This is a genomic window from Microbacterium azadirachtae, from assembly GCF_000956505.1.
Lineage (GTDB): Bacteria > Actinomycetota > Actinomycetes > Actinomycetales > Microbacteriaceae > Microbacterium > Microbacterium azadirachtae_A.
On record NZ_JYIX01000034.1, the window covers coordinates 1 to 12,969 of the forward strand.

Consider the following 12,969-nt stretch of genomic DNA (forward strand, 5'->3'; position numbering starts at 1 on the left):
GGCGCGGACCGGGTGCCGCGGACCCGGTCCGCGCCCCGCGTCCCCGGCACCCGGTCCGCGCCCCCGCGGACCCGGTGCCGCGTGTTGCCGAGCGGACGGGATGTTCCCGAGTGCACCGGACGATGACGCGGCGATGCCGTGCGCCCGACAAGATGCGGTGCCCTCGGCGAACAGCCCCCGCACGCGTCCCCCGCCTTCACACTTGGGGCGCCCCCACTTCCGAGTCGTCCCCGCCAGCGCACGCTATGGAGTCCGCTGACGGGGACGACTCGGAGGTGGAGCGGCGCGAAAGAGCGGGGCAAGCCGCGGAGCGGTGCGGGGCAGGACAGCGAGGCCGGGTGGTGCCAGGCGGGTGCGAGGCCGGGGTCAGGAGAAAGTGCGGCCGTTCCAGGCGAGCCAGCCCGCCTCGTGGCGACCGGAGGGGTCGTGGTGCGTCCAGTGCACCGTTCCGCCCTTCTCGTTCCACTCGTAGTCACCGCGGAAGTCGACCCGGTCGCCCGTCGAAAGCCCCTCGAGCCGCGGGGCGATGTCGATGTTGTGGGCGACGAGGATCGAGATCCCCGACGGCGTCGTCAGGATGAACTTCTGGTGCCGCGAGCCGTCGTCGTCGTCCGGCAGGATCCGGGACACGACGCCCGTGCCCTGCACCTCCGCCCCGCTGCGCCGCCCCTCGAAGAGCGCGCGCACGGGATCGCCGGCCCCCGCGGATCCCGCGGTGGCGGAGGGCGACGCGACCACCGCGGCAGGACCGCCCGGGATCCCGCCCCGTCCGAGCACGAGCACCGCGAGCGCCACGAGGTCGACCACGACGACGACCGTCGTCCACCGCGCCCTCCGAGTCACGGCGCCAGCCTAGACCGCGGATCCGTCTCCGCCCGCCCGGGCGTACGATGCGCGCATGACGTTGGAGCGCTGGCGACGGATCACCGAGTGGCCGCTCATCGTCGCGTCCGTGCTGTTCCTCGTCACCTACTCGATCCAGGTGATCGTGGATCCGAAAGAGAGCGTCGGCGCCCTGCTCGAAGACCTGCTCTGGGTCTCCTGGGGCACGTTCCTCATCGACTACATCGTGAGCCTCGTGATCGCGCCGCGGCGCTGGCACTGGTTCTTCACGCATCTGTTCAACCTCGCGACCGTCGTGCTGCCCATGCTCCGTCCGCTCAGGGTGCTGCGCGTGGTCACCTTGCTCGCGGTGCTGCAGCGCACCGCCGGCCGGGCCGTGCGCGGCCAGATCGTCATCTACGTGACGGGCGCGAGCCTGCTCGTGGTCTACGTCGCCTCCCTCGCGGTGCTCGACGCCGAGCGCGCCGGCGGCGGCAGCATCGCGACGTTCCCCGACGCGATCTGGTGGGCGTTCACGACCATCACGACGGTCGGCTACGGCGACCTCGTGCCGGTCACGCTCGAGGGACGGGTGATCGCCGTGGGGCTCATGCTCAGCGGCATCGCCCTGCTCGGTGTCGTCTCCGCGACCTTCGCGTCATGGATCGTCGAACAGGTCTCGGCCGAGAACACCAGCCGCCAGGCGGCGACGGTCGCGCACGTCGACGCCCTCCGTGCCGAGATCGCCGAGCTGCGGACGGTGCTCGCCCGGATGGATCCGGCCCTGCGCGCGACCGACGCGAAAGCACCGCCCGTCGCAGAGCCGGACGGCCCCGATCCGTCCGCCGCGAAGAGCTGACGCCGGAACGGGGCCCGCCCCCCCCTACATCCCGGCGTGCTCGAACGCGGTCGTGGGCAGGTCGACGATGTGCGCGCCGCCATCGACGACGAGCACGGATCCGGTCATGTACGACGACTCGCCGGAACCCAGGAAGCGCACCACGGCTGCGATCTCGGCGGGCTGCGCCGGGCGGTGCAGCGGCACGTCCGCGGTGACGGTGGCGTACGCCTCCTCGCGTGACGCGAGACCCGCGTGCTCCGCGAACTCGTCCATCTCCTCGTCCGCCATCGGGGTCTGCACCCAGCCGGGGCACACCGCGTTCACGCGCACGCCGTGCTTGCCGTAGTCGCGCGCGAGCGTGCGGGTGAGGCCGATCAGCGCGTGCTTGCCCACCGTGTAGCCCGCGACAGAGGGGCCGGCGAAGAGTCCGGCGAGCGAGGAGATCACGACGATCTGCCCCTTCGCCTCGATGAGGGCGGGCAATGCCTCGCGCGCCATCACGAACGCCGTCGTGAGGTTCGCGCGGATCGCGGCCTCCCATCCGGCGTCGTCCGTCTCCCCCACCGGGGCGAAGCCGTGACCTCCCGCGTTGGCGACGAGCACGTCGATGCGGCCGAAGGTCGCGAGCACCTCGGCGACCGCGCGCTTGGCGTCCTCGGTCGAGGCGGCGTCGGCGATCACGGGATGAGCGCCGACCGCGCGCTCGACCTCGCGCAGCGGTGCCTCGCGCCGTCCGACGACGACGACGTGCGCGCCCTCTGCGGCGTACCGGGCGGCGATCGCGGCGCCGATGCCGGTGCCGCCGCCGGTGATGACGACGACGCGTCCGGTGGATCCGTTGGTGGTCATGGGGGTCTCCTGTCGTGGAATGCGGGGAAGTCGAAGAAAGGGGGAAGTCGAAGAAGGGAAGTCGGAGCGGGCTCGTCAGGCGGGGAACCCAGAGCGGGCGCTGTAGCCGAAGTCGCTGAGGATCCCGGATCCGTTCACCGCGCGGGCCCGCGGGGACGCGAGGTAGACGACGTGCGCCGCGATCTCCTCCGCGGTCTGCACCGGGAAGGCGGGGGCCGCGAACGCCTCGTCGCCGAGGTCGCCCCGGCTCATCGCGGTGTCCACGATCGAGGGCGAGACGGTCGTGACGCGCACGTCGTCGCCCGCGAGGTCGACGCTGAGAGCGCGTCCGAACTGCACGAGAGCGGCCTTCGACGCGCAGTACGGCGTCATCCCGGCCGACGCCACGAACGCGGAGTCGCTCGCGACCAGCACGACAGAGGCCTCGGGCGCCGCGCGCAGCGCCGGTAGCGCGGCACGCAGCACGAGGAACGCCCCCGTCACGTTCACCGCGAACACCGCCTGCCACTCCGCGAGCGAGATCTCATCGATGCCGGATCCGACCGGGCCGGAGATCCCCGCGCAGCACACGACGGTGTGCAGCGCCCCGAGGTCCGCCACGGCATCGGCGACCGCCACGTCGACCGCGGCCTCGTCCGTGACGTCGGCGACCACCGGGACGGATCCGGGACAGGACGCGGCGGTCTCCGCGAGGCCCGCGGCCGAGCGATCCAGCAGCGCGACGCGCACGCCCTCGGCCGCGAGCGCCTGGGCGACGGCCCGGCCGATCCCTCCGGCGGCACCGGTGACCAGGGCGGTCCTGCCCTGCAGCTGCAGCTCCATCGCCGCTCCCTCCGAGTGAGGAGCCGGCCAGGCCGACCGGCTCCGTTCCGCCATCCTGCTCCGCGGACGAAGCCGGATCGAGGGGGCGCGCGACGGGTGTGCACGCTGACACCATCGTCCTTCACTCATGGGCAAGCCGCCCGCTCGGGAGCGCGGCAGACTCGGCAGAGTCCGACAATGCCCGTCTTCCACGCAGCACAACGTCCGCGCTGCGAGGCCCGCCCTGGCCGGAAGAACGCGCCGTCACCGAGCGAAGGAGCCGACGTGACCGCTGAACCCACCCCACAGACCCACACCGCACTGCGACAGGGAGCCCTCGGCGTCGCCGGGATCGTCTTCCTGGTGCTGGCCGCCGTCGCGCCGCTCACCGGAATCGTCGTCGTCGCCTCGCTCGTCATCGCGTTCGGCAACGGCGGCGGCGCCCCGGTGTCGTTCTTCCTGGTGGCGGTGATCCTGCTGCTGTTCGCCGTCGGCTACGCGCAGATGTCGAAGCAGCTCGTCAACGCAGGAGGCTTCTACGCCTTCGTCGTCAAGGGCCTCGGCCGCACCGGCGGGCTCATCGCCGGGCTCATCGCGACCCTCGGCTACAACTTCTTCGTCGTCGGCACGATCGGCACCAGCGGCTTCTTCATGCAGACGATCATTGCCCAGCTCACCGGCCTCGACATCCACTGGCTGGTGTGGGGCCTGCTCTCGATCGCGGTGTGCTTCGTGCTCGCGCGCATCGGCGTGGACTTCTCCTCCAAGGTGCTCGGCGTCTGCCTCGTGCTCGAGGTGAGCATGCTCGTCGTCTTCGACATCTCGGTGCTCATCCGCACAGGCTACAGCTTCGAGGCGTTCAGCCCCGAGGCCGTGTTCTCCGGATCCCTTCCGATCGGCCTGCTGCTCGCGGCGACCGGCTTCCTCGGCTTCGAGGCCACCGCGCTGTTCAGCGAGGAGGCCAAGCAGCCGCTGCGCACCATCCCGCGCGCCACGTACACGGCGATCACCGCGATCGGCGTCATCCTCGGCGTGACCACCTGGGCCGTGGTGAGCGCGATCGGCGTCGCGAAGGCGGGGCAGACCGCGAACGACCACCTCGCGAACGGCGACCTCATCTTCTCGATCGCGCAGACCTATCTCGGCGGACCGCTCACCACGGTCATGGAGATCCTGCTGCTCGTGAGCCTCTTCGCCGCGATGCTGGCCTTCCACAACTCCGCGACGCGCTACCTGTACGCGCTCGGTCGCGCCCGGATCCTGCCGCACGCCTTCGCCCGTACCCGCGCCGGCGGCGCCCCGCAGATCGCCGGCATCGTGCAGGCCGGATTCGCCGCCGTCGTCGCGGTGATCTTCTTCCTCGCCGGTGCGAACCCGATCACCCAGATCGTGCCCGCGATGCTCGGCTTCGGCACGCTCAGCGTGCTGATCCTGCAGGGCCTCGCCGCGCTGTCGATCGTCGTCTACTTCCGCCGCCGGAACGACGGCCGGTGGTGGAGCACGTTCATCGCCCCCGGCATCGGCTTCCTCGGCATCGCGGCGATCGCGATCCTGGCGATGTTCAACTTCAACATCGTGGCCGGATCCGAGGAGCTCTGGATCAACCTGCTGCCGCTGCTGCTCGTTCTCGCCGTGATCGGCGGGGTCGTCTACGCGCAGTATCTGAAGCGCTCCCGGCGCGCCGTGTACGACGGCCTCTCCGCCGACCTGGAGCAGTTCAGCACGCGCTGACCGCCCGTCTTCCCCCGCCCCGAACCACCCACCAAGGAGCATCATGAGCACCATGAACCCCGCCGACACGTCGACCTGGCTTCCGCTGGACGGCCTCGCCCCCGGCTTCGACGCGAACAAGGCGCCGCACACCACCGCCCTGTCCGGCCGCGAGATCAACCTCACCGCACCCAACGGCACCCGCATCGCGCACCGCTTCGCCGACGCAGAGGTCACCTGGACCTACTCCCCCGGTGAGGGCGACCCCACCGCACCGGCCAGCGACACCGACGCGTACGAGGCGTTCGAGGTCGACGAGGATCTGTTCTTCGTGCAGTTCCACCACGACTACCTGCCGAACGAGGCCGTGTCCCTCGTGGTCGACCTGCGCGCGGGGCGCGTGCTGTCGATCCTCAGCGAGATCCTCCCCGCCGACGAGAAGGGCCGCACCCGCGTGCAGCACCACTTCGGCACCGCGACCATCGATGGCACTGCGCCCTCCGGCGACGAGCCGCACCCGACGACCGCGCTGATCGGCCGTCGCGTGGAGTGGATCTACAGCACCGAGCACGCGTACGAGCACGTGTACCTGTCCGAGCGCTGGTACAGCTGGCAGTGCCTGGCAGGTCCCGAGCGCGGGCTCGCCGACACCGACGAGAACAGCGTGTGGGAGGTCCGCCCCGGCATCTACGTGTTCGCCTGGCGGGAGAAGGTCATCCCCTGCGCCTCCGTCACGATCGCCGACCACCGCGACGTCACGAAGATCCGCTCCCACGGCGTGCTGTTCGGGCTGGACGAGTCGGGCGAGGTGCCCACGCACTTCACGTTCGGCGCCTGGGGCCGCCTCATCTCCGTGACGCAGCACGCGCCGGAGCTCGAGCCCGCGTACTTCGGAACCGGAGCCTGACATGACGACCGCCCCCGCCGAGCTCATCGTCGTCGCCGACGTCATCCGCACCGTGGATCCCGCGCGGCCCGCCGCCGAGGCGTTCGCCGTCCGCGACGGCCGCATCGCGGCGATCGGCACGCGCGCCGAGGTCGAGGCGCTGCGCGGACCCGGCACGCGGGTTCTCGAGCTCGGCGGGGCCGCGGTCTACCCCGGTTTCGCAGACGTGCACAATCATCACGCGATGGCAGGACGGACGGATCTGTTCGAGCTGGCCCTGCCGTCCTCGCTCACCCTGGACGAGATCCTCGGCCGCGTGCGGGAGAAGGCGGCGACGCTGCCGGAGGACGCGTGGATCATCGGCGGGCCCGTCGCGAGCACGTTGCTGCCGACGCTCGCGAACACGGCATCCCGTCGCCTGCTGGACGAGGCCGGCGGCGGTCGTCCGGTGATGCTCGTGGAGGACTCCCGGCACAACCGCTGGGTGAACTCACGCGCCCTCGAACTCGCCGACATCAGGCCGGACTCGATTCCGGAGGGCGGCGTCACGATCCTGGACGACGAGGACGGCGCCCCCACCGGTGTCCTGCTCGAAGCCGCCGGGATCCCCGTGCAGGAGGCCTACGACCGCTCTGGCGGACTGACCTCCGCGCAGCACAGGGCGGCGTCGGCGCACGGCGTGCGGCTCGCGAACAGCTACGGGATCACGGCCTTCCAGGACGCCGGCGTCTCCACCGACATCCTCGACGCCCTCCGGGAGCTCGACACCGACGGCGAGCTCGACGCCTGGGTCGTGTCATCGCTCCTCATCAACGACGAGATCTTCGGATTCGATCCCATCGGATCCCCGCTCATCGCGCGCGGCGAGGAGTTCCGCACCCCGCACCACCGCCCCGACTTCGTGAAGATCTTCCTCGACGGGGTGCCGCCCGCACGCACCGCCTCGTTCCTGGAGCCGTACGTCGCCGACGCCGCGCACGGCGCCCACTTCCACGGCGAGACCATCATGACCTTCGACGAGCTGTACGGCTGGCTGCGGCAAGTCGCCGAGCGCGGCCTCGGCGCCAAGGTGCACTGCACCGGCGACGGATCAGCCCGCCTCGTGCTCGACGTCGCGGAGCGGCTGCGCACCGAGGGCTTCACGACGCCGATCCAGATCGCGCACGGGCAGTTCCTCGCCGAAGCGGACATCCCCCGCCTCGCCGCGCTCGACGTCGTCGCCGACATCTCCCCGTTCATCTGGTTCCCCGGAGTCATCCCGCAGATGCTCGCCGAGGTCCTCGGCGAGCGGGCCGAGCACTCCCAGCCGAACCGCGCCCTCCTCGACGCCGGGGCGCTCGTCGCCGGCGGATCCGACTGGCCGGTGAGCGAGTCCCCGAACCCGCTCGAGGGCATCCAGGGTCTCGTGACCCGTGCGGATCCGCTGCGCCGCGCGCCGGGGACGCTCTGGCCGGAGCAGGCGATCACGGCCGAGGAGGCGCTGCAGGTGTTCACCCGCAACGCCGCGGTCGCGATGGGCCTCGCGGCCGAGACCGGATCCCTGGAGGTCGGCAAGTCGGCCGACTTCGTCGTCCTGGACGGTGACGCGATCGGCGGCCCCGCCGACGCCATCATCGACGCGCGCGTGCTGTCGACCTGGTTCGCAGGGCGCGAGGTGTACACAGCGGGCTGAGGCCCGGGCGCCCCAGGCTCGACTCAGCGCAGCGGCGCTTCCCTGCCGCGCAGGCGCCAGAGCAGCCACGCGGCGCCGATCGGGATCGTGTAGAACGCCAGCAGGATCGACGTGTGCCAGAGCGCGATCCCGGACGGCAGCAGAGGATTCGACGCCCCGGAGCCGGAGCTCGGGACCGGCCCCTGCCACAGCACGCCGAGGAACGAGACGAGCAGGACAAGGAGGCAGACCGGCAACGGCAGCAGGATCGCCACCGCCTTCTCCCAGCGCCGCCAGAACCGGCTCGACGTGACCAGGGCCATGCCGATGACCCACCCGCCGATCGGGAACACGAAGGTTCCGAAGCCGAGTGCGATCGCGCCCACGATCGCGAACCACTTCGTGTCGACCATCGCCGGCTTCGCCCAGAACACCGGCAGCGGCGCGGGCGCGGGCGCCACGACGATGATGGGGGCGGGCGGCGCTGACGCGGCCTCGTCCCCGGCGGCCTCGGCGATCTTCGCCGGATCACCGAGCTGCGCGATCCGCTCCCGCACCGCCGTGGCGTCGAGGCCGTCGAGCTCCTCCGCGATGCCGCGGCGCAGCTCGTTCGCGACGCGCCATGGCAGCTCCGCGATGGCCGCGTCGAGTCGGTTCAGGTAGTCGTCGCGCAGGTTCTGCGCCTCGGTCTCGGTCATGCTTCCCCCTCTGCGATCGTCCGCGCCATCGGCGGGACGTCGGCGATCAGATCCGCCACGCTGCGTGCGAACGGCGTCCAGGACGCCCTGAACTGCGCGAGCTGCTGCACGCCGCGATCCGTGAGCTCGTAGTAGCGCCGCACCGGACCCGACGCCGAAGGGCGCTCGAACGTCCGCACCCAGCCGCTCTGCCGCAGTCGAGACAGCAGCGGATAGAGCGTGCCGATGCTGGCGATGAGGCCCTCAGCGATCAGCCGCTCCGACAGTTCCCAGCCGTACATCGGGCCGCGCGCAAGCAGGCCCAGCACGCAGTACTCGACCACGCCCTTGCGCATCTGCGCGCCGACGTCCGGTGTCATGCCTCACAAGCTAGCTTGCACGGCAAGAGAGGTCAAGGATGGGACGGCGGCGGCCCGGCCGACCGCGGACCGCCGACCTCGCCCCGGTCCTGCGACCGCGGCCCGGTCATAGACTGGATCGGCGAAGCCGGCCGCGCCCGGCGCGCACGCGTCACGGGAAGGGCGGGGAATGCCGATCACCAGGACCGTGCTCTCCACCGCCGCAGAGCGCCCCGCGCAGCAGGCGATCGTCGGCGCCGACGGCGCGCTCGACTATGCAGGCCTCGTCGAGGACTCGCGCCGCGCCTTCGCGGTGGTCGACGCGGCGCATCGCGCGCAGGCCGCTCCCCCTTCTCCCGCCCCCGAGACCGGCGGCATCCCGATCACCGCCGTCAGCGTCGCGAGCGCGTTCCACGCCGCACGGATCGTCGCGGGCCTCGCCGGATACCGGGCGGTGTCCGCCACGATCGACCCGCACTGGCCCCTCCCGCACCGGGTGCACGTCATCACCGCCGCGGGTATCGGCCTCGTGATCAGCGACGACGCCGGGCTCGCCGCGGCCCTCGGAGACGCCGGATGGACCGGATCCGTGCTCACGCTCGCCGAGTTCCGGGATCGCGAGCAGGCGTCGACCCCTGCGGATCCGCCGACCGTGCGCGACGGCGACGAGGCCTTCCTGCTGCTCTTCTCCTCCGGCACCACGAGCGATCCGAAGGCGTTCCTGAAGACCCGGCGGCAGTACCGCGAGAACGTCGCGGTCTCCCGCGCGCACCTCGAGCCGCTGCCCGGCGTCGAGACCCTGGCTCCCGGACCGCTGTCGTACAGCCTCACGCTGTACGCGCTCATCGAGTGCCTCGCCACCGGTGGCGGCGCGCATCTCGCGGACGCGTTCGACGCCGCGCATCTCGCTCGCCGCGTCGCCGCAGAGCGGATCACCCGCATCGTCGCGGTCCCGGCCGTGGTGCAGGTGCTGGTCGACGCTGCCCGCCGGGATCCGTCCGCGTTCGCCGGGCTCGAGCTCGTCATCACCGGCGGCGCGAACCTGCCCTCCATTCTGCGCGAAGGGCTCGCCGCGGCGCTGCCGCACGTGCGACTGATCAGCTACTACGGCGCCGCCGAGATCGGCTTCATCGGCGACAGCCGCGGCGGCGACGGCACGCTGCTCGACGTGTACGACGAGGTGGCTGCCGAGATCCGCGACGACGACGGTGACGACGTCGCCGAGGGCGAGCTCGGCACGCTGTGGATCCGCGCCGCCGCCTGTTCGGACGGCTACCTCGCCGCGACCACCGACGCCGTACTGCGGGGACCCGACGGCTGGGCCACCGTGCACGACATGGGCCGCCTGGTGGGCGGCCGGCTGCAACTGGCCGGGCGCGCCGGCGACATCGTCGCGACCGGCGGGCACAAGGTCTCGCTGCCCGAAGTGGACCGCGCGTTCACCGCGATGCCCGGACTCGGCGCGGTCTGCGCGGTCGCCCTGCCCGATGCGCGGCTCGGCGCCGTGATCGCGCTCGTGGTCGAGGACGGCCCCGACGCACCGCTTCCCAAGGCGGATCTGCAGGCGTGGGCGCGCGACCGGCTCGCGCCGCAGTTCGTGCCGCGGCGGTGGTACCGCATGCCGCAGCTGCCGCGGACGGCGGGCGGGAAGATCCGCCGCGCCGCCACGGCCGCGCTGGTCGAGTCGGGCGAGGCGGTGCGGCTGTGACCCGCGCGGATCGGCGCGTCGTCGTCACGGGCCTCGGCGCGATCACGCCGAGCGGACTCGATGTCCCTTCGCTGTGGGACGCGGTCGTCTCCGGCCGCAGCGCGATCACGACCCTCGACGAGCCGGAGTTCCAGGGCCTCGCCGTGCGGATCGGCGGCAGGATCCGCGGATTCGACGCGTCGGGGGTCGTGGATCCGCCGCTGAGCCGCCGCCTCAGCCCTCTGCTGCTCTGGGCGATCGCCGCCGCGGACCAGGCCCTCGCGGACGCCGGCATCGATCCCGCCGCGCTGCGCACGGGAGCCGGGCTCCCCTGGGATCCGACGCGCACGGCGGTCCTCGCCGCCACCGGATCCGGCCCGGTCGACGCGATGCAGGCCGCCACCCGCGCCCTCGACGCGCGAGGGCCGCGCGGCGTGCCGCTGAGCGTCGTCGTGCACGGGGCCCCGGATGCGGCGGCGGCGCTGCTCAGCGAGAGATACGGCGCCCGCGGCACCGCGCACGGCGTGACCGCGACGTGCGCATCGAGCGTGGTCGGGCTCGGCGAGGGGCTGCGCCGCATCCGACACGGCTACGCAGACGCGGTGCTCGTCGTCGGCATGGAGGACTGCCTCAACGCGGTGAACCTCGCCGCGAATGCGAACCTGCGGGCGCTCGCGAGCGGATACGAGGCGGATCCGACGGCCGCCAGCCGACCGTTCGACCGCGGACGCCGCGGGTTCGTGATGTCCCAGGGCGCGGCGGCCCTGCTGCTCGAGGCGGAGGACGTCGCGCGTGATCGCGGCGCGGAGCAGCTCGCCGTCCTCGCCGGGTTCGGCGAGTCGAGCGACGCGCACCACCCCACGGCTCCGCATCCGCAGGGCCGAGGCGCCGCCCAGGCCGTCGCGGCGGCGCTGGCCGACGCGGGACTCGATCCGTATGCCGCAGACGGCATAGACCACGTCAACGCGCATGGCACGGGCACGCCGGCCGGGGACGCGGCCGAGCTCGCGGCGCTCGACGCCGTGTTCGGCGATCGTGCGCGCTCGATCCCGCTCACCGCGACGAAGTCGAGCACGGGGCACCTCCTCGGCGCCTCGGGGGCGGTCGAGGCCATCGTCGCGGTCCGCACCCTGCAGACGGGCCTGATCCCGCCGACCGTCAACCTCGACGATCCGGAGTTCGCGGACTGGGACATCGTCCGCGGCGCCGCCCGCGACACGCGACGGATCCGTCGCGTGCTCTCCCCGTCGTTCGGCTTCGGCGGCCACAACGGCGCCCTCGTGCTGGAGCGGCCGTGATGGCATGCCTCGGCCCTGCACTCGGCCCTGCACTCGGCCCTGCGCTCGACCCTGCTGCCCGGTTTGGGGCGCACCCTCTCCGTTTGGGGCGCCGTACTCCGTCCCGACCCGGCGTCACGCGCCCCAAAACGCACGATGACGCCCCGAAACGACCCGGATCCGAGCCAGGATCCGCTCTCTCACCCGAGGAGGCACGATGACCGACCGTCTCACCCGCCACGCCGAGCTCGCCGAGCGCTACCTGCCGGATGAGCTGCTCGCGCGGTTCCGCGAGCGCGCGGCCGTGTACGACCGGGAGAACCGGTTCTTCGACGAGGATCTCGCCGAGCTCACCGAGCGCGGATACCTGCTGCTGTTCGTCCCGGAGGCGCATGGCGGGCCGGGGCTGAGCCTCGACGAGGTCTCGCACCTGCAGCAGCGGCTCGCGACCGCGGCTCCTGCAACGGCTCTCGCGGTCAACATGCACCTCATGTGCACGGGCGTCGCGAAGGCCCTCACCGACCGCGGCGACCACTCCCTCGACGAGGTCTTCACCGAGGCCCTGGCCGGAGAGATCTTCGCGTTCGGGATCAGCGAGCCGTCCAACGACTGGGTCATGCAGGATTCGAAGACGGCCGCCGTGCCGCAGGCCGACGGCGGCTACCTCCTCAACGGGGTCAAGATCTTCACGTCGCTCTCCCCCGTCTGGACCCGTCTCATCACGCACGGCCGGGACGACACGGATCCGGACGACCCGATGCTCGTCTACGGCTTCCTCGAACGCGGCGCGGATGGCATCACCGTGTCGGACCAGTGGGATGTGATGGGCATGCGGGCGTCGCAGAGCCGCGCGACGATCCTGAAGGACGTGCGGATGGCGCCGGAGCGGGTGAACCGCCGCATCGCCGTGGGCCGCGTTCTGGACCTCCTCACGTTCGCGATCACGAGCAATTTCCAGCTGCTGATCGGATCCGTCTACGCCGGCGTCGCCCGTCGCGCCCTCGACCTGGGCGCCGCCGGGCTCAAGAAGCGCCGCTCCGCCAAGGCCGGAGCGACCTACGCCGAGGTGCCGGAGTCGCGCACCAGGCTCGCCGACGCGCACCTCGATTACCTGGCGGTGCCCGCGCAGCTCGAGGCGTACTGCCGCGACTTCGACGAGCTGCTCGACCACGGTGCCCGCTGGCCGCTGCTCCTCGTGAGCGCCCGCCTGAACGCCTCGACCGCCGCGCGCCGCGCTGCGGAGGCCGCGCTCATGTGCACGAGCGGAGGCGGCTTCGACAACGGCCACGAGCTGAGCAGGCTGTACCGCGATGCGACCGCCGGCCTGTTCCACCCGCCGAGCGCCGACGCCGCCCGCCCGATGTTCGCCGCAGCCCTGCTGGACGACTGACCTGAGCCCGCCTACCTCC

12 protein-coding genes are annotated in these 12,969 nt (G+C 72.2%); 7 read left to right on the top strand and 5 right to left on the bottom strand.

The window, feature by feature from the left end:
* Positions 1 to 366: 366 nt before the first annotated feature.
* Complete coding sequence (locus RS86_RS08950; protein ID WP_082076699.1) at positions 367 to 843, bottom strand: DUF3465 domain-containing protein; 477 nt, start codon at positions 841 to 843, stop codon at positions 367 to 369.
* 55 nt (positions 844 to 898) lie between these two features.
* On the opposite strand from RS86_RS08950, the gene RS86_RS08955 reads away from it, so the two are divergent.
* Positions 899 to 1,681, top strand: a complete 783-nt coding sequence (locus RS86_RS08955) for a potassium channel family protein (RefSeq protein WP_082076700.1) — start codon at positions 899 to 901, stop codon at positions 1,679 to 1,681.
* A 24-nt stretch (positions 1,682 to 1,705) separates the two neighbouring features.
* Here the strand turns inward: RS86_RS08955 and RS86_RS08960 are convergent, their stop codons facing one another.
* Positions 1,706 to 2,512 (bottom strand): SDR family NAD(P)-dependent oxidoreductase, encoded by an 807-nt coding sequence (locus RS86_RS08960; RefSeq protein WP_045271908.1) that lies wholly within the window; start codon positions 2,510 to 2,512, stop codon positions 1,706 to 1,708.
* A 75-nt stretch (positions 2,513 to 2,587) separates the two neighbouring features.
* Positions 2,588 to 3,334 carry an SDR family NAD(P)-dependent oxidoreductase gene (locus RS86_RS08965; RefSeq protein ID WP_045271909.1) on the bottom strand — a complete coding sequence of 249 codons (747 nt, stop codon included), beginning with the start codon at positions 3,332 to 3,334 and terminating at the stop codon, positions 2,588 to 2,590.
* A gap of 264 nt (positions 3,335 to 3,598) precedes the next feature.
* On the opposite strand from RS86_RS08965, the gene RS86_RS08970 reads away from it, so the two are divergent.
* The 3 genes from RS86_RS08970 to RS86_RS08980 are packed head-to-tail and all read left to right on the top strand — an operon-like array spanning position 3,599 to position 7,581.
* Positions 3,599 to 5,044, top strand: a complete 1,446-nt coding sequence (locus tag RS86_RS08970; protein WP_045271910.1) for an APC family permease — start codon at positions 3,599 to 3,601, stop codon at positions 5,042 to 5,044.
* A gap of 43 nt (positions 5,045 to 5,087) precedes the next feature.
* On the top strand, positions 5,088 to 5,930 hold the full coding sequence (locus RS86_RS08975) for a MoaF C-terminal domain-containing protein (RefSeq protein ID WP_045271911.1): 843 nt from the start codon (positions 5,088 to 5,090) through the stop codon (positions 5,928 to 5,930).
* A gap of 1 nt (position 5,931) precedes the next feature.
* Entirely contained in the window at positions 5,932 to 7,581 is a 1,650-nt protein-coding gene (locus RS86_RS08980; RefSeq protein WP_045271912.1) for an amidohydrolase, read from the top strand.
* A 23-nt stretch (positions 7,582 to 7,604) separates the two neighbouring features.
* Here RS86_RS08980 and RS86_RS08985 read toward each other — a convergent pair whose 3' ends face one another.
* Together RS86_RS08985 and RS86_RS08990 are read right to left on the bottom strand one after the other, a co-directional pair.
* Entirely contained in the window at positions 7,605 to 8,258 is a 654-nt protein-coding gene (locus tag RS86_RS08985) for an HAAS signaling domain-containing protein (RefSeq protein WP_045271913.1), read from the bottom strand.
* Positions 8,255 to 8,617, bottom strand: a complete 363-nt coding sequence (locus RS86_RS08990) for a PadR family transcriptional regulator (protein ID WP_045271914.1) — start codon at positions 8,615 to 8,617, stop codon at positions 8,255 to 8,257. The genes RS86_RS08985 and RS86_RS08990 overlap by 4 nt, the downstream gene beginning before the upstream one ends.
* 169 nt (positions 8,618 to 8,786) lie before the next feature.
* Between RS86_RS08990 and RS86_RS08995 the strand changes: the two genes are divergently transcribed.
* From RS86_RS08995 to RS86_RS09005, 3 genes are all read left to right on the top strand, one after another.
* Positions 8,787 to 10,304: an ANL family adenylate-forming protein gene (locus tag RS86_RS08995; protein ID WP_045271915.1), complete on the top strand. Its 1,518-nt coding sequence runs from the start codon at positions 8,787 to 8,789 to the stop codon at positions 10,302 to 10,304.
* Positions 10,301 to 11,581, top strand: a complete 1,281-nt coding sequence (locus tag RS86_RS09000) for a beta-ketoacyl-[acyl-carrier-protein] synthase family protein (protein WP_045271916.1) — start codon at positions 10,301 to 10,303, stop codon at positions 11,579 to 11,581. Before RS86_RS08995 ends, RS86_RS09000 begins: the two co-directional genes overlap by 4 nt.
* 196 nt (positions 11,582 to 11,777) lie before the next feature.
* The gene (locus RS86_RS09005; protein ID WP_045271917.1) at positions 11,778 to 12,950 is read left to right on the top strand and encodes an acyl-CoA dehydrogenase family protein; all 1,173 of its coding nucleotides are present in this window, start codon (positions 11,778 to 11,780) and stop codon (positions 12,948 to 12,950) included.
* Positions 12,951 to 12,969: the final 19 nt, after the last annotated feature.

Bases quoted from the DNA above. Each gene is read 5' to 3' on its own strand.
- RS86_RS08955 (WP_082076700.1), top strand. From the start codon at position 899: ATGACGTTGGAGCGCTGGCGACGGATCACCGAGTGGCCGCTCATCGTC.
- RS86_RS08960 (WP_045271908.1), bottom strand. From the start codon at position 2,512: ATGACCACCAACGGATCCACCGGACGCGTCGTCGTCATCACCGGCGGC.
- RS86_RS08965 (WP_045271909.1), bottom strand. From the start codon at position 3,334: ATGGAGCTGCAGCTGCAGGGCAGGACCGCCCTGGTCACCGGTGCCGCC.
- RS86_RS08975 (WP_045271911.1), top strand. From the start codon at position 5,088: ATGAGCACCATGAACCCCGCCGACACGTCGACCTGGCTTCCGCTGGAC.
- RS86_RS08980 (WP_045271912.1), top strand. From the start codon at position 5,932: ATGACGACCGCCCCCGCCGAGCTCATCGTCGTCGCCGACGTCATCCGC.
- RS86_RS08985 (WP_045271913.1), bottom strand. From the start codon at position 8,258: ATGACCGAGACCGAGGCGCAGAACCTGCGCGACGACTACCTGAACCGA.
- RS86_RS08990 (WP_045271914.1), bottom strand. From the start codon at position 8,617: ATGACACCGGACGTCGGCGCGCAGATGCGCAAGGGCGTGGTCGAGTAC.
- RS86_RS08995 (WP_045271915.1), top strand. From the start codon at position 8,787: ATGCCGATCACCAGGACCGTGCTCTCCACCGCCGCAGAGCGCCCCGCG.
- RS86_RS09005 (WP_045271917.1), top strand. From the start codon at position 11,778: ATGACCGACCGTCTCACCCGCCACGCCGAGCTCGCCGAGCGCTACCTG.